This is a genomic window from Streptomyces sp. NPDC052079, from assembly GCF_040680275.1.
GTDB lineage: Bacteria > Actinomycetota > Actinomycetes > Streptomycetales > Streptomycetaceae > Streptomyces.
Genome location: NZ_JBFAWL010000008.1, coordinates 201,850 through 221,614 on the forward strand (window position 1 = coordinate 201,850; position 19,765 = coordinate 221,614).

Genomic DNA, 19,765 nt, shown 5'->3' on the forward strand with positions numbered 1-19,765 from the left:
CCCGCGCCACCGCACGGAACCATCGCTGAACGGCTCATTCCCATAAGCCCCCGTCTACGCTGGCCCCATGGACCCTCTCACCGGCCTGCTGGAGGGCCCCCGCGCCCGGGGCGCGTTCATGATCCGGGCCTGTTTCGACCCGCCCTGGGCGGTCCGTGTGGAGGACCGCGCCCCGCTGACGGTGATGCTCCTCGTCCGCGGCGAGGCATGGCTCCTGCCGGACGCGGGAGAACGGATCCTGCTGCGCCCCGGCGACCTCGCCATCGCGCGCGGCCCCGACCCGTACACCTGCGCCGACGACCCGGACACGGCACCGCAGGCGCTGATCCTGCCCGGCGGCGAGTGCCACTACCCCGACGGGCGGCCCCTGAACGGCGTCATGGACCTCGGCGTCCGCACCTGGGGCGACCGCGCGGACGGCGGGACGGTGATGCTGATCGGCACCTACCGGATGCGCGGCGAGACAGGCGGCCGGCTGCTGGACGCGCTGCCGCCGCTGCTCTCCCTCACCGCCGATGTGTGGGACTGCCCGCTCACGCCCTTCCTCATGGAGGAGATCGTGCGGGACGCCCCCGGCCAGGAGGTCGTCCTGGACCGGTTGCTCGACCTGCTGGTCATCGCCGCGCTGCGCGCCTGGTTCGACCGGCCGGAGGCCGAACCGCCCGGCTGGTACCTGGCCCTGTCCGACCCGGTCGTCGGTCCGGTCGTACGTCTGCTCCAGGACGACCCGGCCCACCCCTGGACGGTCGCTGCCCTCGCCGCGAAGGCCGGAGTGTCCCGCGCCGCGCTGGCCCGCCGCTTCACGGAACTCGTCGGCGAACCCCCGATGACGTACCTCACGGGCTGGCGCCTCGCCCTCGCCGCGGACCGGCTCCGCGACACCGAGGACACCATCGGCGCCATCGCCCGCCAGGTCGGCTACGGCAGCGCCTTCGCCCTGTCCACCGCCTTCAAACGGGCCTATGACGTCAGCCCCCAGGAGTGGCGGACGCGCGCGGCGTAGCCTGGGCGACGTGTACAGGGAGCGGGCGTCGCGGCTGACGGGCGCGGTCGTGTGGACCAACACGCCGTCCCCGGGTGGGCACGGCGCGGTGCTGCCCGACGGCTGCATGGACCTCCTCTGGCACGACGGACGCCTCCTGGTCGCCGGCCCCGACACCCACGCACACCCCACCACGGGACCACCGACCGTCTGGGCGGGCGTCCGTTTCGCCCCCGGCACCGCCCCTGCCCTGCTCGGCGTGCCCGCCCATGAACTGCGCGACCGCCGTGTCGACCTGGCCGACCTGTGGCCTGCGGCGGCCGTACGACGGCTCACCGCCCGCGTCAACGCCGTGGAGGACCCGGCGCGGGGCCTGGAGGAACTGGCCCTGCGCCGGGCCGCGGAGACCGCGCCGCCCGACCCCCTGCTCGGCCGTCTCGTGGCCGCCCTCGACGCGGGCCGCCCGGTCTCCGCGACCGCCGACGAACTGGGCCTGGGAGCCCGCCAGTTGCACCGCCGTTCCCTTGCGGCATTCGGCTACGGCCCCAAGACCCTCGCCCGCATCCTCCGCCTGCGCCGCGCCCTGGACCTCGCCCGTTCGGGCCTCCCGTTCGCGGAGACGGCGGTGCGCACCGGCTACGCGGACCAGCCTCATCTGGCCCGTGACGTCAAGCAGTTGACGGGGATGGCGCTGGGCGACCTACTCGCCCGCGGGTAGCGGAGCGAACAGGTCCACGCCGTTCCCGTCCGGGTCGAGGACGACGGCGTACCGCTGCCCCCACACCGCGTCCCACGGCTTCAGCTCGCCCTCGCTGCCGGCCGCGGTCAGCTTCGCGAACAGGGCGTCGACCTCCGCGGGACTGTCGCACCGCAGCGCCAGTGACGTCCTGCCCCCGCCGGACGGCGGTTCCCACTCCGGGTGGAAGGACCGGACCACCTCCTCCGTGTCCAGCAACAGCCGCAGCCCGCCGGGCAGTTCGGCCTCCACATGTCCCTGTGTCCCAGCCCCCTCCGGAAAGGCGAACCCGAGCCGCCGGTAGAAGGCGACAGAGGCGGCCATGTCGGAGACGACCATTCCGATGGCATCGAATCGTGCGCTCATGCGGCCCACCGTAGGTCCGGCCGAACGGACGGGTCTTGAAGGAATCGGACACCCTGCTCGGCGGGATCACCTGGGCCGGCGGCCGCTGATCACGGCTTGCAGGAGGAGTAGGTGTCCACGTCCTGCGGGTCGGGGCGGAAGCGGTTCTCCCAGTCACCGGGATAGGCGGCGACCAGCGCGGGCAGCTGGGCCTTCACATCGCTGGCCCATTCCTCGCTGATGTAGTCGCGCAGGGCCTCCCGCAGCTTGTCGCAGTCGCCGGGCAGGTCCTCCCGCAGCCCGATGCCGTACCGGTTGATGTACCCGAAGGAGACGTCGGGCACCACCTTGAGGGGTTTACGGCTGTTCTTCTGCTGCTCCACGTACCCGTAGAGCAGCGCCTCGTCGGTGAACACGGCGTGGATGTCACCCTGTTGGAGCTTGCGCACGCAGGTCGAGTAGTCGCTCTGCGTCTGGAGCGTCGCTCCGCCGGGCAGCGCGGCGATAGCCGACGTCGAACCCTCGACGGTGCAGATCACCTTGCCCGCCACGTCCTTCTCGGTCCTGATGCCGTCGTAGTCCTCGCGGACCAGGAAGCCCTGTCGGGTGACGAAGTAGGGCCCCACGAAGTCGACCTGCTTGTCCCGCTGGGGGGTGATGGAGTAGGTGGCGATGACCAGCGTCGAGGCCTTGTCGACGAGTTCCTGCTCCCGCTTGGCGGACACCACGTCGTGCCACTTCGGTGCGAAACCGATCCGCTTGCCGAGATAGGCGGCCAGGTCCGGTTCAAAACCGCGGTCGGTGTGCCCGCTGTGGAGGTTGAAGCCGGGCTGGTCGTTCTTGCCGCCGATGTAGACGGTGCCGGTGAGGACGGTCTTCCCGTCCGCTCCGTCCGCCGTCCAGCCGCAGCCCGCGAGGGCGAGCAGCAGGGCGGCGGCCGCGACGCGCGCGCACCGGTGACCGAGGGAGCGGAGGGGGCGGAGGGGGCGCGGGTGGCGTGGTTCGTTCGTCACTGGGCCTTCTTCCTAGTCGTCCAGATGCGCGGAGGCGACGGACAGGTTCACTTCGCAGCCGGGCTCCGCGTCGAGCAGGACGGACAGCTCGACCTCGCGCATGCCCCGCCCCAGCCCGAAGGTGAACTCCTCACCCGGGACGCCCGTACGCACCTGGTCCCTGCCCGCGCCCGCCTTGGAGGTCACGGTCAGCTTCGTGCCGGGTACGCACACCGGGGCGGCGGGGTTGTGCGGGGCCACGTCGAAGGCGATGGTGAGCCGCGGCTTCGGGTCGTCGGTGCGCACGGTGGCGACGACCCTGTCGCCGTTCACCAGCGGAGGGGCGCCGTCGAGGGCGACGCGATGGGTGACGTCCACGGGACGGCTGTCCAGGAAGATCCAGGTGCCGAGGGCCGGCAGGCCGACGGCCAGCACCGCCAGCGGAATCACCACCAGGACGAACGGCGGCCACAGCGGTGGCTGTCCGTCCGGGCCCCGGCGCGCGATCAGCGGCAGCATCGCGGCGGCGAAGGCCAGCAGGGCCGCCGCCGTCACCCCCACCACCGCGGGGTCCCCGCCGAGCGTCAGCCAGACCGCGCCCGCCCCGAGGACGGTCACGAGGTCGGCCAGCAGCAGCAGCGTGATCACCCAGGCGCCGGCGGCTGCGTCACGCACCCGAAGCGCGGCGCGCCGCAGCCACGGGGGACGCGGTGACCCGTCGCCCTCGGGGGAACCGGTCCCGGCCGACGCATCCGGTATGGCGCTCGTTACGTCGTTCGTCACGCGCGCAGCATATGGGTATGGACAGTGACACAACGGGCCATGTCACCGGCATGGTTGAAGACGGGCCGAAACGGTCCGCCAGGCCGTTCTGCTGTGTTAGGGGGCCCTGCCCGGCATCGGACAGCACGATAGAAAGCGCTTCCTGCCGCGCTTCCTCTTGTGCTTCCGAGGAATACCGAGGGGCGCGGCAGTGCTCTTCTGTTACCGGCGGGTTCGGCCGGTGCGCGAGGCGGCGCGGCGCCATGAAGGGCTGGTGGGCACACATGACGGCAGACCATGAAAACCACCCTGTGATCAGAACCCCGTACGGGGCCGTGGGCGGCCGCTGGGAGCGTTCCGTGGCCGTCTTCCGGGGCATCCCCTACGCGGCACCCCCCTTCGGTCCCCGCCGCTTCCGTCCGCCGGTCCCGCCGGACCGCTGGGACGGTGTACGCGACGCCGCCGCCTTCGGCCCGACGGCCCCGAAACCCCCGTACTCGGAGACCTTCGCCCAGTACCTCTCCGACCCGGCGGTCCCCGGCGACGACTGCCTCAACCTCAACGTGTGGACCCCCGACCCCGCTCCCGGCGCCCGTCTGCCGGTCCTCATATGGCTCCACGGCGGCGCTCTGACCAGGGGATCCTCGGCGGTCCCCGTCTACGACGGCCACACCTTCGCCCGCGACGGCGTGGTGTTCGTGTCGCTCAACTACCGCCTCGGCGTCGAGGGCTACGGCCTCTTCCCCGACGCCCCCGCCAACCCCGGACTGCGCGACCAGCTCGCCGCACTCCGCTGGGTGCACGAGTCGATCGAGGCGTTCGGCGGCGACCCGGACCGCATCACCCTCGGCGGCCAGTCCGCCGGAGCGATCAGCACCGGCGCGCTCATCGCCGCCCCGCAGGCGCGGGGGCTGGTCCGCCGGGCCGTCCTGCAGAGCGGCCCGCCCGAGGTCACGGACCGCGACAAGGTGCGCCGCGTGGTCCGCCGCATGGCGCATCGTCTGAAGGTCCCCGCGACCGCGGAGGCCTTCGCCGCCGTCGACCGCGGCCAACTGCTCCGCGTCCAGGCCGACATCGGCCGCCTCAGCAGCCCGATACTCGGCGGCCCCGCCTTCGGCGTCGTCGTCGACGGCGACCTCGTACCGCGCGACCCCCTGGAGGCCCTCACCGACGGCGCGGCCCGGGGCGTCGACCTCCTGACCGGCTGGACGCGCGACGAGTACCGTCTCTGGCTCGTCCCCGGCGGCCTGATGGAACGCGTCGACCGCCTCGGCGCGGTCGCTCTCGCCGGCGCGATGGCCCGCTGCCGCTGCGGCAGCGAGGTCCCGCGCGGCTACCGTGCGCTGCACCCGGACGCCGGCACCGCGGAACTGGTCGGCCAGATGGTCACCGACCACCTGCTCCGCGTCCCCCTGCACCGGCTCGCCGACGGTCGCCAGGACCCGTCGTACGTCTATGAGTTCGCCTGGCCCTCGCGGCGCCCCGGCATGGGCGCCTGCCACGCCCTGGAACTGGGCTTCGTCTTCGACAGCGGCGACAAGCCTGACGCCCGCAAGCTCGCCGGCGAGAGGGCGCCGCAGGACCTGGCCGACGCGATGCACGGGGCGTGGGTACGGTTCGTCACCGACGGGTCTCCGGGATGGGAACGCTGGAACGAGAAACACCCGGTCCGGATGTTCGGCGACGGCCCCCCGCACACCACCCACGCCCCCCGCGACCGCGAACTGGCCCTGTGGACCGCGCCCGCCCCCGAGCACCCGGCCCCCGCGCCGACCCCCGAACTCCGTTCCGTCGTACGCCGCCTACGCCGCACGGGCGCCCTCCGCCGGACCTGACCCCGGGACGACGGCGCCAGCCCCCTACTGCCCCACCCGCCCGTCGACGCACTCGCGCAGCAGGTCTGCGTGGCCGCAGTGGCGGGCGTACTCCTCGATCCGGTGGACGAGCAGTTCCCGCACCGCGAGGCCTTCCTTGCCCAACCGCTCACCCAGGTCCGGGTGTCCGGCCAGTGCGGCATCGGTCGCGGCCTGCTCGCGCTCCAGATCGGCGTACGCGGCGTCGACCACGGCCTGATCGGCCACGGCGCCGTCGAAGTCGCCGTCACGTCTGCCGTACAGCTTCGGGAGCGGCTCCCCGTCGCTGATCCAGTTGCGCCAGTCCCGTTCGGCCTCGGCGAGGTGCCGCACCAGCCCGAGCAGCGACATCGTCGACGGCGGCACCGACCGCCGCGCCAACTGCTCCGGGTCCAGCCCCTCGCACTTCATCCGCAGGGTCAGCCGGTAGTCCCTCAGGACCCCCTCCAGCGTCGGCAACTCACCGTCCGGGCCCGGCCCTTCGTTGTTCCGGGGATCGTCGCTCGGGTCGGCCCACATGTCGGGGTAGACGGTCGCCTTGGTCCATCGCGCGGGTTCGTCAGTCATGGGCCAGATGCTCGACGCCGCGCGCAAGGCGCCGCAATTCCTTTTCTCCGCCGTGGGGGAGGAGCTACTCACCCTGCTGCCGGCGCACCATCTCATGGATCCAGACCGGTGCGTACGGAGAGGTGCAACCCGGCGACGTCGGGTAGTCCTTGAGCACCTCCAGACGCTCGCCGATGCCGATCGCACGGGCGCGGTGTTCGGCGTGCTCGATCCCGATCCGGGCCAGGCAGTGGTTCATCGCCCACTGCAGACGGTCCGGGGCGTCCTTCATCTCCGCCTCGACGAGGTCGAGCAGCCCCGGGAGATCCAGTCCCTCGGGCTTCTTCGCCACACGTTCGGTGGTCAGCGCCCAGCCGGCGCTCGCGACCACCGGATCGGGGTCCGCGAACCAGGCGACGCGCAGCTCTTCGGCGTACGGGCTCTTCTTCACGACGTAGTTGACGAGCCAGTCGTGCACCTTGGGCACGCGCGCTTCGCGCAGCATGCTGTCCAGCTCGTCACGCCCGAACGCCTTCGGGCGGCAGATGAGCAGCGCCAGCAGCCGCGCCGCGGTGTCCTCCGTCCCCCAGAGCTCGCGGGCGAGGTCCTGCTGTGTCTTCAGCCGCTTGGCGAGCGCGCGCAGCTTGCCGAGGTTCACCCCGTGGTCGTCACCGTGCTTCTCGTTCACCGCACGGACCTTCGGATCCTCAAGCGCGGCCAGCTCGGCCAACACCTCGGCCGTTCTCGTCGTCGTCCCGGTCACGTCGGCGCCTCCTGTCCCTCGCGTGCGTGCCTCAGCCTATGACGGCGGCGGGACTGCGGGACGCCTGCCTGCGGTAGTTACCGGGAGACACCCCCATGACCCTCCTGAACGCGACACTGAGCGCGCTCTCGGACCCGTATCCCACCGAGTGGGCGATGGAGGCAAGCGTTCCGCCGCCTTCCCGCAGCTGCCGGGCGGCAAGTTCGATACGCCACCGCGTCAGGGGCTCCAGCGGCCCCTGCCCGACCGTGGCCTTGAAACGGGCGGCCAGCGTGGACCGGGACACCGCGGCGACGCCCGCCAGTTCGGCGACGGTCCAGGACCGCGCGGGTCGCGGTGCAGCGAGGCCAGCGCCGCGGCGACCACAGTATCGCCGAGCCCGGCCAGCCACCCCGACACCCCGTCCGGCTCGCGCGCGAGGTGCAGCCGCAGCACGTGGACCAGCATCACCACGGCGAGATGCTCGGCCACGAGCGTGGCCCCCATGTGCCCGTGGGCCAGCTCCTGGTCGATCGCGGTGAGCGCCCAGCGCACCGTCTCCGCGTGCTCGGTCGCCGCCGGGATGCGGACGACCGGACGCAGCCGGTCCAGCAGCAACTCCTGCGCACGGGCGCCGAAGGAGAACCGCCCTCCGACGAGAAACACGTCGTCACCCTGACCCGCCCCGGCCTGGCGCGGCCCCCTCGACATCCTCGTCGCGAACGCCGGAATCATGGCCCTCCCCGCCCGCACGCTCACCCCCAGCGGCTGGGAGATGCAGCTCGCCACCAACTACCTCGGCCACTTCGCCCTGGCCACCGGCCTGCACCCGGCCCTGCGGGACGCCGGCTCGGCCCGCATCGTGGTCGTCAGCTCGGGCGCCCACCTGAGCGCGCCCTTCGACTCCGAGGACCCGCATTTCGAGCACCGCCCGTACGACCCCTGGGTGGCCTACGGCCAGTCGAAGACCGCCGGCATCCTCTTCACGGTGGGCGCCCGCCGCTGGGCGGCCGACGGCATCACGGCCAACACGCTCAACCCCGGCTACATCCTCACCGGCCTGCAACGCCACCTCGACGACGACACCATGCGGGCGTTCGGCGTGATGGACGAGCAGGGCAACCTCACGCCCCTGCCCTACTACAAGACCCCCGCCCAGGGCGCGGCAACCTCCGTCCTGCTGGCGGCTTCCCCGCTCCTCCAGGGCGTAACCGGCCGCTACTTCGAGGACAACCAGGAGGCGCGAACCGTCGGCCCCGACGAGCCCCCGGCAGACGGAGTAGCCACCCACGCCCTCGACCCCGAGACGGCAGACCACCTCTGGCAGTACGCCACGACTGCCCTCCAGAGGTCGTCGTCGCGCCCATCGCGTCGGTCGTGGAGGCCAGGCAGCCGGCCGGGAAACGTTGATCGATTGGCTCGTTGGAGTCTTTACGGGGCGTGTCGCCAAGGATTGGATGCCCGAATGGCCGACTGCCCATTGGTTCGGGGGGACGCGTAAGAAGGCAACCTGTCCGCTAGGACGGCCCTGCCTTTCGCTGATTCAACCGAATGAAGAAGGCGCCGGTGCGATGGCCCGCTGCCGCGTCGGCAGTGAGGTGCCGCGCGGCTACCGCGCCCTGCGCCCGGACGCCGGCACCGCGGAACTCGTAGGCCAGATGGTCACCGACCACCTGCTCCGCGTCCCTCTGCACCGGCTCGCCGACGGCCGCCAGGACCCGTCGTACGTCTACGAGTTCGCCTGGCCCTCGCGGCGCCCCGGCATGGGCGCCTGCCACGCCCTGGAACTGGGCTTCGTCTTCGACAGCGGCGACAAGCCCGACGCCCGCAAGCTCGCCGGCGAGGGCGCGCCGCAGGACCTGGCCGACGCGATGCACGGCGCGTGGGTGCGGTTCGTCACCGACGGGTCCCCGGGTTGGGAACGCTGGAACGAGAAACACCCGGTCCGCGTCTTCGGCGACGGCCCCCCGCACACCGTCCCCGGCCCCCGCGACCGCGAACTGGCCCTGTGGACCGCGCCCGCCGAGCACCCGGCCCCCGCGCCGACCCCCGAACTCCGTTCCGTCGTACGCCGCCTACGCCGCACGGGCGCCCTCCGCCGGACCTGATGCCGGACGGACGACGTCCCCCGTCCAACCCTTCACTGACCCACCCCGGGCCCAGCGGTCCTGCCCAGGCCTCGAGGCTGGGCGTTCGCTGGTGCAGTCGCAGCTGTTGGAGCGGTCCTGCGCTGTGCCAGGAGGCGACGTTAGCGTCACTGTGGTCCTGCGGTCCGGGGGCTGGACCGGTTTGGGTGTTCGAAGCCGTAAGGGGGGCGCTGGAACAGCGTGTAGAGGAAGACCAGGGACGGGACGAGCACGACTGCCCCCACGCACAGGGCGACCAGCAGGGCCAGCAGGGTGGAATGGCCGGTGGCCGCCTGTTCGACGGTCAGCGACGGTGGCAGGAGGTACGGGTACTGGCCCGCTGCCCAGCCCACCAGGATCGCTGTGACGGCGAGCGCGGAGGTCAGGCGCGCAGCGATGTAGCGGCGGGTCAGCAGCAGCCACAGCGCGGCCAGCCCGGCGACGACCGACAGCAGCACCGCCGGCAGGCCGCGGCCGGTCAGCCCGTCGAACAGCATGGGGGCGTCCGCCCGCAACACCGCGATGCCGGCCAGACCCACGACGCCCGTGACCACGGCGGACGCCAGGGCGCGGCGGCGGAACGCCTCGGCCAACTCGTGCTCGCCATCGCGCCGGGCGTCGCCGCACAGGAACACCGCCGCCAGATAGGCGCAGACCAGTACGGCGAGGATGCCGCCCAGCACCGACGTCGGGTTGGCCCAGCTGGTCACCACGTCACCGCCGGCGATGCGGGGCGGTACCCGGCCGGAGGCCACTCCGCCGACGACCGCCCCGAAGAAGAAGGGGGTCACCAGGGAGGACAGCGCGAACACCGCCCCGAAGAAGCGGCGCATCCGCAGGGATCCGACGCTCTTGCGGTAGGCGAAGGCCGCGCCGCGGGCGATGACCCCGAAAGCGGCGAAGGTGAGCGGGATGTAGAGGGTGGTGACGGCGGCTGCGAAGCCGCCGGAGAAGCCCGTCCACAGGACCACCAGTACGAAGATCAGCCAGACGTGGTTGGCCTCCCACACCGGTCCGATCGAGTTCTCGACCCGGTCGCGCGCGGCACGGCCGCGTTCGGTGCCACCGGCCAGCAGGTCCCAGATGCCTCCGCCGAAGTCGGCACCGCCGAACAGGGCGTAGGCGATCAGGCCGACGAAGGCCACGCCCAGCACCGCGTACGCGAGCGTCATCCCCCGGCTCCTTCTTCCTGCGGCGCCAAGGTGTCACGGCCGCGTGCCAGCCTGCGCAGGACGACCACTGTGAAGAAGGTCAGCAGGCTGTACACGACGATCACCGCCGCCAGGCCCCAGGCCAGGCCGCCTGCCGGGCTGACTGCCTCTTCGGTACGCATGAGGCGGTAGACGATCCACGGTTGCCTGCCGACCTCGGTGGTGACCCACCCGGCTTCCATGGCCACGACGGCTGCAGCCCCGGAGACGCCCACGGCACGCAGGAACCAGGCCGTACGGGGGAGCCGTCGTCGCCGCCACCACACCAGGCCGAACCAGGCGCCCAGCCCCAGCAGCGCGATGCCGATGGCGACCATGGCGTTGTACGCGATGTGGACGACGTTGACCGGGGGTCTCTGGTCCGATGGCACCTCCTCCAGGCCGGGCACCACGCCGTCCGGATCGTGGTGGATCAGCAGCGACAGTCCGTTGGGGATCTCCAGGGCGTAGCGCAGTTCTTGGTCGACATACACTCCGCCGAGCGACAGGTCGGCCCCCGCAGTGGTCTTGTACTGGCCCTCCATTGCGGCCAGCTTGGCGGGCTGATTGTCGGCGACGGTGTTGGCGATCCAGTCCCCCACACCGATCTGTACGGGTGTGATGATCGCGGCGACGGTGAGGGGGATGAGGAGCCCCATCCGGTGGTGGCGGTCGCGCCGGCCGCGAAGCATGCCGACGGCGTACACCGAGGCGATCAGGAAGCCGGTGACCATGAACGCGGCCAGCCACATGTGGGTGAACTGCGGCCATGTGGAGGGTCCGAACATCGCTGCCCAGGGCCTGGCACCGATCACGTCTCCGTCGGCGTTCAGTCGGAATGCCGTCGGGTTGTTCATCCAGGCGTTCGCCGAGACCACGAAGAACGCGCCCGCGATGCCTGCGACGACCATCGGCAGCGCGCTGAGCATGTGCGCCCGCGGCGACAGGCGGTTCCACCCGAACAAGTACACGCCGACGAAGATCGCCTCAACGAAGAAGGCGAAGCCCTCGAGCACGAACGGAAAGCCGAAGACTTCGCCGAAGCGGTCCATCAGGCCCGGCCAGAGGATGCCCATCTCGAACGACAACAGCGTTCCCGACACCGCGCCCGCCGCGAACACCACGCCCATCGCCTTGGCCCAGGTGTGCGCAAGTCCCGTCAGTGCCGCGTCGCCCCGCCTGTGGCCCAGCCACTCGATGAACACCACGATCGCGGGGAACGCGATGCCGAAACAGGCGAAGATGATGTGCCAGCCCAAGGTCAGGGCCATCTGGTGGCGCGCGTAGGGCAGATTTCCCACGCCGTCCGCCGCCATGAACTCGAACACGCCTACAGCTCTCCCCACTCCAAGGCATCAACCGCTCGGCAGGTGTCCGCTGAGACGGATATCACCTCATTTTGGCCGCAAACGCCGCGAAACAAACGTCGGCACATGTCTGCGGACCAGCTCCTCGCGCGTCCACTCACAGCGGTCCACCGGCGGGCGTCCGCGTAGGTCTGCGAGCACGCCCATCGATGGGCGGCCGGTGTGATCTTCGCGTCGGGCCCCGCCCTCTGGTCGCTCCGGAACTTCCGCCACCGGCCGGGCCCACACCCGTTCCAGCACGCTGTGCTCAGCCTCGCCCTGCGCGCTGTGGCTGCGGATGATGTCCGACCGTCCCGGTCACATGCCGGCCGGCGGTCGCGGTAGAGACGCCGAACCCCGCGGCGCGAGGCCGGTGTCCGGTGTGGGCGGTCGGGCAGGACGGGAACGGGTCAGGGCGCGGGCGTGGTGTAGCGCAGAAGTGCTCCGATGCCGTCCTTCAGGGCCAACTCCTCGTGCGGCACCACCACCAACTCGGCGTCGGTACGCGCGGCTGCCCGGATCAGCAGTGAGTCGGCCGGTCCCTGTGCCACGGAGGGCACGCCGAACGCTTTGAGTTCTTCCTCGGACAGGGCGATGTGCGTCGGTTCCGGTCCGGTCCACAGCCGTGCCGATGACAGACCGGGCTGATCGTTGACGAGCAAGGCCTGGACCTGGCCACGCTGCAACGCGCGGACAACCGCGGCCATGCCCTCGCTGGAGTCTCCGTGGCGGGAGCGCTGCGCCAGGTACCGGTCGAAGAGGGTACGGTCCCGGTCGCCGAGCCGGTTGTCGAGCAGGTTCGCCAGGTCCTGTTCGAGCAAGGAGCGCCCCGGCGCGGCACGAGGAGGCTCTTCGCCTTCCACGGTCACAACGCGTCTCTGCAGTTCGGGGGGCAGCCGGTTGACGAACACGCCTTTGGGCCAGGCGTCTCCCTGCTGTGCCCACACCACGATCACTTCGCTGCCGTTGTCGCGGACTGCCTGCTCGGCCGTTGCCGTGACGCGTGCTGCGCCCTGTTGCCACTGGGCGGCGGGGAGCGCAAAGGAGGAGACCGGCTCCGGCGCGACCGTGCTGGCCGGCCAGCGGCCCCCCTGCAAGGTGACCACGATGGAGTCGGCTTCCAGCGGGGCGGCGCCGTCCGCGCCGGTCAGCCCTTCCCGGGTGATGACCACAACCAGGTAGGGGATGTCGGGCGCGAGCTGCATGACCAGCGGCATCACATCGGGGAGCCGGCTGTAGCGGGCGGTGTCGCGCGCGGGCGGGCGGGGAAGCACCTGGGCCAGGAGCAGTCGCCCGTCGGCGGCGAACAGCGCCTGGCCGTGCGGGCCGTCCACCTCCCGGTCCGCGCCGACGGCGTCACCCAGCGCGGACAGCGTCGCCCGGTCGGCTCCTTCGGCGGCCAGCTTGTCCCGTGCGTGTCTCCACCGCAGCTCGATCGCCCGGTCCGGATCGTCGATGTCGCGTGAGGTGTCCAGAAAGACGCTGGCGACGGGGCCTTCCACGGCGTAGAGGGGATCGAGAAAAGACAGCTTCACGGGCTCTCCTTCCTGTATCCGCCGAGCCCGGGTTCCCCTGGCCGCGGCTCCCAACCGGTGTACGGCTCCTATCCCACCCGCACCCCGGCCGGTCACCCGCCGTACCGGAGCACCCGCGCGACCGGAGCGGGCGCGGGCTGCTGCTCGTGAACGGGCCGGCGGACAAGTGGGGCGTGGGGGAGCGGGCCCCCGGCAAGGTCGTCCGGTGCAAGTTCGCTACGACGTACGCAGCGTGCCCGCGACCGCCGCGATGGTCTCAGGACCCACCCGGCAGCAGCCCCCGACCAGCCGGGCCCCCGACTCCCGCCATCCCGTGACCCGGGAGGCGGTGAACGTCGGGCGGCCGGTCCAGGCCCGCGCCCCGGCGTCCCAGGTCTCGCCGCTGTTGGGGTAGACGACGACCGGCTTCCCGGTGACCCGGGCGGCGAGCGCGACGGCGTGGTCCGCCTCCTCAGGGGTGCAGCAGTTCACGCCGACCGCGATCACCTCGTCCGCCCGCGCGGCCAGCGCGAACGCGTCCTCCAGCGGCTGGCCCGCGCGGGTGCGGTCGCCGGCCGCCGAGTACGACAGCCAGGCCGGCACACCGAGACCACGCAGCGCACGCACCAGCGCCTCCGCCTCGTCCGTGTCGGGGATCGTCTCCAGGGCCAGGACGTCCGGTGCGGCGGCGGCCAGGACCTCCATCCGTGGGCGGTGGAAGCGTTCGAGGTCGGCGACCGAGAGGCCGTAGCGGCCCCGGTACTCGGAGCCGTCGGCGAGCATCGCCCCGTACGGGCCGACCGAGGCCGCCACCCACAGCGGGCGGGAGACGCGGGCCCGCCGGGCCGCCTCACGGGCGCACCCGACGCTCAGCGCGAGCAGTCCGGACGCCTCCTCCCGGCCGATGCCGCGCCGGGCGAAGCCCTCGAACGTCGCCTGGTAGCTCGCCGTGATCGCCACGTCCGCGCCCGCCTCGAAGTACGCGAGGTGGGCGGCGGTCACCGCCTCCAGGTCTTCGGCGAGCAACCGCGCCGACCACAGTTCGTCGCTCAGGTCGTGCCCGGCCGAGGCGAGCTGGTTGGACATGCCGCCGTCGAGGACGACCGTGCCGTCCGTGAGTGCCTCGGTCAGGGCGGCGGTGCTGCTCATACCGGTGACGTTAGCCGACCCGTGCGCCACGGCACTCTCGGCACCGTGCCCGTACCTTTCGCGTTCTTTACCATAAAATGATCCGATTAATGCGGCGGGTGTGCCCTCCGTCAGGGATGAGAGCGCGGTGACACGACAGCAGCACGCGTCCGGGCTGTCCGGCGTCCAGGCGATGGAACGCGCCGACAGCCTGCCGTTTCACCCGCCGGCTCTGGCCGCCGTCCGCACGGCGGCAGGGATCATGGCGCTGCTGGCCGCCCTCCTGGGCCTGGTCGGTCTGACCGGGTGGATCGCCGACATCGACGTACTGAAGAGCGTGCTGCCCGGTGTCGCGGTGTCCATGAAGGCGAACTCCGCCGTGGCCTTGGTAGCACTCGGAGTCTCGCTGTTCCTCCTCGTACGCGGCCCGGTCCATTGGTGGACGACCGCAGTGGCCCGTGCGGCGGCGGCTCTCGCGGTCGTGGTCGGGGTGCTCACGCTGGCGGAGCACGTCACGGGGGCACAACTAGGCATCGACGAGCTTCTCTTCCGGGACGACACCGCCGACGTCCAGACGAGCGTGCCCGGACGGATGGCGCCGAACACCGCCGCGGCGGTGGCGCTCGCGGGTGCGGCGGCCCTCTGCGCGAGTGCGCGCCGTGTCCCCGCGTGGATCAGTCAGGCCATGGGCCTGGCGGTCGGGGCCCTCGGCCTGCTGCGCCTGTACGGCGCCGCCTACGCGGTACCCGAACTGGAGCGGTTCGGCGCCTACACGGGTATGGCGCTGCATACCGCGCCGGCCCTGATCCTCCTGGGCGCGGCCGTCTTCCTCGCCCGGCCGGACGAGGGGCTGAGCGGGCTCCTGATGAACGCGGGCACGACGGGCGCGCTGGGGCGCCGCCTGATCGTCACCGCCGTGGTGGTGCCGCCCCTGCTGGGCTGGGGTGTCCTGGCCGGCGAGGACGCGGGTCTGTACGGGCCGCGGCTGGGTACCGCCCTGCTGGTGTGGGGCCACGTGGCCGCCCTCACCGCGGTGATCTTCGCGGCCCTGGCCGTGGGCCGCCGCGTCGAGGTGGCCCACGGCCGTCTCGAATGGCAGGTGCGCCAGAACCAACTGCTGCGGGACTTCATGGAACACACCCCCGCGGCGGTGTTCATCAAGGACCTCGAGGGCCGCTTCCTCGCGGTCAACACGAGGTTCGAGGAGAGCCTGCAGATGCCCCGTGACCGGGTGCTCGGCCGCCGCGACCTGGACGTCATGCCGGCCGGCCTCGCCCGTCACGCGCGGGAGGCCGACCTCGCGATGCTGGCCCGGGGCGAGCCCGTGCAGCGGGAGGAACGACTCACCCTGCCCGGCGGCCCCCGGGAGTTTCTGACCACCCTGTTCCCGCTCAACGACGCGTCCGGTGCCTCCTACGCCGTGTGCGGTGTGGTCACCGACATCACCGACCGCGTCGCCGCCCAGCGTGAGGTGGAGCGGGCGCAGCACCGGTTCCTCGCGTTGCTGGAATCCGCACCCGACGCCACGCTCATCACGGACGGCAGCGGCACCGTCGTCATGGCCAACGCACAGGTGCGACGCGTGTTCGGCCGGTCGCCGGGCGACCTCGTCGGCACCCGGGTCGCTGACCTGTCACCCGACTCGGCGCGCCGGCGGCAGGGCGCCCTCCTCGACGCCTACCTGCGACGGCGCGACCCGCAGCCCGCGGTCGTGGACCGGAACCTCTACGGGCTGCGTGGCGACGGCTCCGCCTTCCCCGTCGAGGTCAGCGTCAGCAGTCTCCAGGCGGGACGGGAGACCCTCGCCGTGCTGTCCGTGCGGGACATCACCGAGCGCCGGCGGGCGGAGGCCGAGCGCGCCGAACGCTACGAGCAGCATCGGCAGGTCGCCTACACCCTGCAGCACAGCCTCATGGGGGAGCCGCCCACCCTTGCCGACCTGCCCAGCGCGTACCGGTATCTGGCCGCCGTCAAGGACCCCGGGGTCGGCGGCGACTGGTTCGACGTCATCCCCCTCGGCGGCGGCCGCACCGGCGTCATCATCGGCGACGTCATGGGCCGGGGACTGGAGGCGGCGGCCGTCATGGGGCAGCTGCGTGCCGCCTCCCACGCGCTCGCCGGTACGGGGGTCACGCCCAGCCGGCTGATGACCTCACTGGACGTGTTCGTCGGCGACCTGCCCGGCCAGCTCGTCACCTGTCTCTATCTGATCCTGGACCAGGACAGGTGCGAGGTCGCCGTCTGCTCGGCGGGTCACCCGCCCGTCATCGTCCTGCCTCCCGGCGGGCCCCCGGGCCGGCTGCGGGCACCGGTCGGCGTGCCCCTGGGGGTCAACGACCCGGGCGGCGGCGGGCTGCCGTTCGAGGAGGTGACCCGGCCGGTGCCGCCGGGCAGCGTCCTCCTCCTCTACACCGACGGGCTGGTCGAACAGCCCGGCACCGACATCGAGGCGCGGATCGACGTCCTGGCCCGCGCCGCCGGCGTCGCGCTGGGGGGCGCCCGCGCCGACCCGGCGCTCCTCGACCGGACGGCGGACCGGCTGCTCAGTACCCTCATCACGGCCCCGGCCGACCACGACGACGACGTCACCCTGCTCCTGATCGGCGTGCCCGGTCCGCAGGGGGCGGAGACGGCTGCCGGCGGGTGACCGGCCTGGGCGTGGGCGTGCGAGGGGGGGACGGGCGGGCCCGCGCGGGGCCGCGGGCGGGCGGTGCTCCTACGAGTGGCGCCGATGCCGGCGACGTAGCAGGGAGTCCCCTGCTACCGCGTGCCCTCCCGCCCCCCGGCTGGGATGCTGGGAGGGGGCACAGCCGAACAGGGGCGGTGAGTGCCATGACCGGGCCGGAAGAGGATGACTCGCCGGTGGTGGAGGACCACGCCGACCCACGCGGTGACCCGTTCCTGCGCACCCGGTTCGCGGTCCCCGCGCTCCCGGTGACGTATCTGCGGCGGGAGCGGCTGAACAGACATCTGGACCAAGCCCTGAGAACGCCGCTGACCATGGTCAACGGCTCGGCGGGGGCGGGGAAGACGCTGCTGGTCGCGGACTGGGTCACGGGCCGCGTCGGGCTGCCCGTGGCCTGGCTGACCACCGACGCGGCGGGCGAGGGGCCCGGCGTGTTCTGGGCGTATCTGCTGCGGGCGCTACGGACGGCCGGTGTCCCGCTGCCCGCCGACGTCGGGGTCCCGGCGGACGCGAACCGGGTGGGCCCTGCCCTACCCGCCCGGCTCGCGGCGGAGCTGAGCGGCCGGGAGCGGCCGGTGGTCGTGGTGCTGGACGAGTTCGACCGCGTCACGGCCCCCGAGATCGCCGAGCAGCTGGAGTTCGTCCTGCGCCACGCCGGGGCGGGCCTACGCCTGGTCCTCGTCACGCGTACCGAGCCGCTGCTGCCGCTGCACCGCTACCGGGCGGCGGGCGAGCTGACCGAGATCAGGGACGCGGAGCTGGCCTTCACCCCGCACGAGGCGGGCCGGCTGCTGGAGCTGCACGGGCTGAGCCTGCCGCAGGCGGCGGTGCGCGCGCTGGTGGAGCGCACCCGGGGGTGGGCCGCCGGGCTGCGGCTGTGTGCCCTCGCGGCCGGACAGAGCCCGGACCCCGAGATCTACCTCAAGGAGTTCGAGGCCGACCGAAGCGCGATCGCCGACTTCCTGCTGGCGGAGGTGCTCAAGCGGCAGGACGCCGAGACGCAGGAGCTGCTGCTGCGGGTGAGCGTGCTGGACCGGTTCGGTCCCGGACTGGCGAACGCGGTGACCGGGAGGGAGGACGCCGAGGGCATCCTGGACCGGCTGAGCCGGGGCAACGCCTTCGTCGAGTACGTCGGCCATGGTCTGTATCGGCTGCACCCCTTGTTCGCCGAGATCCTGCGCGCCCATCTGCGGATGCGCCGGCCGGGCCGGGAACCCGAGCTGCACCGGCGGGCCGCCGTCCTGCTGCGCCGCTCCGGGGCGCTCGCCGAGGCGCTGGGGCACGGGGCCGCCGCCGGCGACTGGCAGTTCACCGCCGGTGCCCTGATCGACGACCTGGCGATCGGCCAGTTCTTCACGGGGCCCCGCTCCGACACGATCACCGAGCTGTTCTCACGCATGGGGCGGGAAGGCGAGGGGGCGGCCCCGGAACTGGTGCGGGCGGCCGTACGGCTGGCCCGGTGCGACATCGACGGCGGGCTGACCCATCTGCGCCGGGCACGGCGCGGGCTGGTGGAGCACGACGGTACGGCGGACGACGCGGCGACCCGGTTGAGCTGCGCCCTGCTCGAAGCCCTCGCCGCCCGGCTGGCCGGTGCGCCGGACCGGGCGGAGGACGCGGCGCGGGCGGCCGCGAGACTCCTGGACGTGGTTTCCCCCGAGCTGCTGGACCGGCATCCGGAACTCACCGCGCTGCTGCTGGACCACCTGGGCTCCGTGCGGCTGTGGGCCGGGCGCTTCGAGGAGGCGCGGTCCGCCCTGACCGCGGTGGCGGGCCTCGCCCCGGGAGCGGCGACCGCACTCCCGCGCGAGGACGCGCTGGGCAGGCTCGCCCTGATCGACTGTCTGAACGGCTGGCTCGGCAGGGCGGAGCGGACGGCGCGTGATGCCGTCGCGGAGACGGAGCGGTTCGGGCTGTCCCCGCCCTCCGGTTCCGGCGTGGAACGGCTCGTCCTGGCCGCCGTCGCCGTGGACCGTGACGAGCTGGGCCGGGCCGAGACCCTGCTCGGCACGTCGGCCGAGTCGCACCCGGCCCTGCGGGACCCCGTACTGGAGGCCGGCCGCGCATTGACGACCGCACGCCTGCACCTGGCGCGCGGGGACACGGAGGCCGCGCTGCACGCGGTGGAGCGGGAGGTGCGGGCCGAAGCCGTCTCGCCGTGGGTGCGGGCGGAGACGGCGCTCGTCGCGGCCGCCGTTCATCTCGCCGAGGGCCGGGCACGGGCGGCCGCCGGGCTGCTGCCGGAGGTGCCCGACGAGCAGCCGGCGTGCGCGGTGGGTGCGGCACAGGTGGAACTTGCCGCCGGCCGGACCGAGGCGGCCGTACGGCTGCTCGACCGGGTGCGTCCCGAGGGGCGCGCTGGTCCGGCGGTGACCGTCCGGGCCGCGCTGGTGCGGGCGCGGGCCGCCGACCAGGCGGGGGACCGGGCGGCGGCGCGCGCACTCGTGGCGCGGGCGCTGGCCCAGGCACGGCGGGAGCGGCTGCGGCGCCCGTTCGTCGAGGCCGGGCCGTGGATCCGGGGCTATCTGCGAGCGGCGTCCCCGTCTCAGGCGACCGGCCGGCCCACGACCCGCACGGGTCCGCCCTCGCGCCGGCCCGCGCCGCCGCCGCCCGTCGTGGAGGAGCTGAGCGGACGCGAGCGCGACGTGCTGCGGCGCCTGGCCCTGACGATGTCCACGGAGGAGATCGCCGCCGACCTGTACGTGTCGGTGAACACGGTGAAGACCCACCTGAAGAGCGTCTACCGGAAGCTGTCCGTGAACCGCCGCAACGAGGCGGTGCGCCGCGCCCGCGAGCTGGACCTGCTGTGAGGGGAGG

At 72.8% G+C, this 19,765-nt stretch carries 14 protein-coding genes and 4 pseudogenes; 8 read left to right on the plus strand and 10 right to left on the minus strand.

Annotated features, from left to right (window positions below):
• The first annotated feature begins 67 nt into the window (after positions 1-67).
• Both AB0L56_RS15960 and AB0L56_RS15965 read left to right on the plus strand, forming a co-directional pair.
• The gene (locus AB0L56_RS15960) at positions 68-1,003 is read left to right on the plus strand and encodes an AraC family transcriptional regulator (protein WP_365423639.1); all 936 of its coding nucleotides are present in this window, start codon (positions 68-70) and stop codon (positions 1,001-1,003) included.
• Between the two features lie 10 nt (positions 1,004-1,013).
• Positions 1,014-1,700 carry a helix-turn-helix transcriptional regulator gene (locus AB0L56_RS15965; protein ID WP_365423642.1) on the plus strand — a complete coding sequence of 229 codons (687 nt, stop codon included), beginning with the start codon at positions 1,014-1,016 and terminating at the stop codon, positions 1,698-1,700.
• On the opposite strand, the gene AB0L56_RS15970 is transcribed toward AB0L56_RS15965, so the two are convergent.
• The 3 genes from AB0L56_RS15970 to AB0L56_RS15980 all read right to left on the minus strand — a co-directional run bounded on the left by AB0L56_RS15970 (position 1,683) and on the right by AB0L56_RS15980 (position 3,838).
• Entirely contained in the window at positions 1,683-2,084 is a 402-nt protein-coding gene (locus AB0L56_RS15970; RefSeq protein WP_365423645.1) for a VOC family protein, read from the minus strand. The two genes, AB0L56_RS15965 and AB0L56_RS15970, sit on opposite strands and share 18 nt — an antisense overlap.
• A gap of 89 nt (positions 2,085-2,173) precedes the next feature.
• Positions 2,174-3,076, minus strand: coding sequence for a transporter substrate-binding domain-containing protein (locus AB0L56_RS15975; protein ID WP_365423648.1), 903 nt, complete (start codon positions 3,074-3,076; stop codon positions 2,174-2,176).
• Between the two features lie 12 nt (positions 3,077-3,088).
• Positions 3,089-3,838 (minus strand): hypothetical protein, encoded by a 750-nt coding sequence (locus tag AB0L56_RS15980; protein ID WP_365423651.1) that lies wholly within the window; start codon positions 3,836-3,838, stop codon positions 3,089-3,091.
• Positions 3,839-4,101: 263 nt separating this feature from the next.
• On the opposite strand from AB0L56_RS15980, the gene AB0L56_RS15985 reads away from it, so the two are divergent.
• Positions 4,102-5,652, plus strand: a complete 1,551-nt coding sequence (locus tag AB0L56_RS15985) for a carboxylesterase family protein (RefSeq protein WP_365423654.1) — start codon at positions 4,102-4,104, stop codon at positions 5,650-5,652.
• 24 nt (positions 5,653-5,676) lie between these two features.
• Here the strand turns inward: AB0L56_RS15985 and AB0L56_RS15990 are convergent, their stop codons facing one another.
• The 3 genes and pseudogenes from AB0L56_RS15990 to AB0L56_RS16000 all read right to left on the minus strand — a co-directional run.
• Positions 5,677-6,237 carry a DinB family protein gene (locus AB0L56_RS15990; RefSeq protein WP_365423656.1) on the minus strand — a complete coding sequence of 187 codons (561 nt, stop codon included), beginning with the start codon at positions 6,235-6,237 and terminating at the stop codon, positions 5,677-5,679.
• Between the two features lie 64 nt (positions 6,238-6,301).
• Positions 6,302-6,979 (minus strand): DNA alkylation repair protein, encoded by a 678-nt coding sequence (locus tag AB0L56_RS15995; protein WP_365423659.1) that lies wholly within the window; start codon positions 6,977-6,979, stop codon positions 6,302-6,304.
• Between the two features lie 31 nt (positions 6,980-7,010).
• Positions 7,011-7,648 (minus strand): annotated as a pseudogene (locus AB0L56_RS16000) (AraC family transcriptional regulator); the annotation flags it as partial.
• A 1-nt stretch (position 7,649) separates the two neighbouring features.
• Between AB0L56_RS16000 and AB0L56_RS16005 the strand changes: the two are divergent.
• Both AB0L56_RS16005 and AB0L56_RS16010 read left to right on the plus strand, forming a co-directional pair.
• A pseudogene (locus AB0L56_RS16005) lies at positions 7,650-8,306 on the plus strand (SDR family NAD(P)-dependent oxidoreductase); the annotation flags it as partial.
• Between the two features lie 214 nt (positions 8,307-8,520).
• Positions 8,521-9,066: pseudogene (locus tag AB0L56_RS16010) on the plus strand (carboxylesterase family protein); the annotation flags it as partial.
• Between the two features lie 146 nt (positions 9,067-9,212).
• On the opposite strand, the gene AB0L56_RS16015 reads toward AB0L56_RS16010, so the two are convergent.
• The 3 genes from AB0L56_RS16015 to AB0L56_RS16025 all read right to left on the minus strand — a co-directional run bounded on the left by AB0L56_RS16015 (position 9,213) and on the right by AB0L56_RS16025 (position 13,155).
• A complete protein-coding gene (locus AB0L56_RS16015) occupies positions 9,213-10,256 on the minus strand; it encodes a cytochrome d ubiquinol oxidase subunit II (protein WP_365423662.1) in 1,044 nt (347 codons plus the stop codon).
• Positions 10,253-11,590, minus strand: coding sequence for a cytochrome ubiquinol oxidase subunit I (locus AB0L56_RS16020; RefSeq protein ID WP_365423665.1), 1,338 nt, complete (start codon positions 11,588-11,590; stop codon positions 10,253-10,255). The genes AB0L56_RS16015 and AB0L56_RS16020 overlap by 4 nt, the downstream gene beginning before the upstream one ends.
• Positions 11,591-12,030: 440 nt before the next feature.
• Positions 12,031-13,155 (minus strand): hypothetical protein, encoded by a 1,125-nt coding sequence (locus tag AB0L56_RS16025; protein ID WP_365423668.1) that lies wholly within the window; start codon positions 13,153-13,155, stop codon positions 12,031-12,033.
• Between the two features lie 125 nt (positions 13,156-13,280).
• On the opposite strand from AB0L56_RS16025, the pseudogene AB0L56_RS16030 reads away from it, so the two are divergent.
• Positions 13,281-13,370: pseudogene (locus AB0L56_RS16030) on the plus strand (ATP-binding protein); the annotation flags it as partial.
• 1 nt (position 13,371) lies between these two features.
• Here AB0L56_RS16030 and mmuM read toward each other — a convergent pair.
• Positions 13,372-14,283: a homocysteine S-methyltransferase gene (gene mmuM / locus AB0L56_RS16035; RefSeq protein ID WP_365423671.1), complete on the minus strand. Its 912-nt coding sequence runs from the start codon at positions 14,281-14,283 to the stop codon at positions 13,372-13,374.
• A 127-nt stretch (positions 14,284-14,410) separates the two neighbouring features.
• On the opposite strand from mmuM, the gene AB0L56_RS16040 reads away from it, so the two are divergent.
• Together AB0L56_RS16040 and AB0L56_RS16045 are read left to right on the plus strand one after the other, a co-directional pair.
• On the plus strand, positions 14,411-16,909 hold the full coding sequence (locus tag AB0L56_RS16040) for a SpoIIE family protein phosphatase (RefSeq protein ID WP_365423674.1): 2,499 nt from the start codon (positions 14,411-14,413) through the stop codon (positions 16,907-16,909).
• A gap of 185 nt (positions 16,910-17,094) precedes the next feature.
• The gene (locus AB0L56_RS16045) at positions 17,095-19,758 is read left to right on the plus strand and encodes a LuxR C-terminal-related transcriptional regulator (protein WP_365423677.1); all 2,664 of its coding nucleotides are present in this window, start codon (positions 17,095-17,097) and stop codon (positions 19,756-19,758) included.
• Positions 19,759-19,765: the final 7 nt, after the last annotated feature.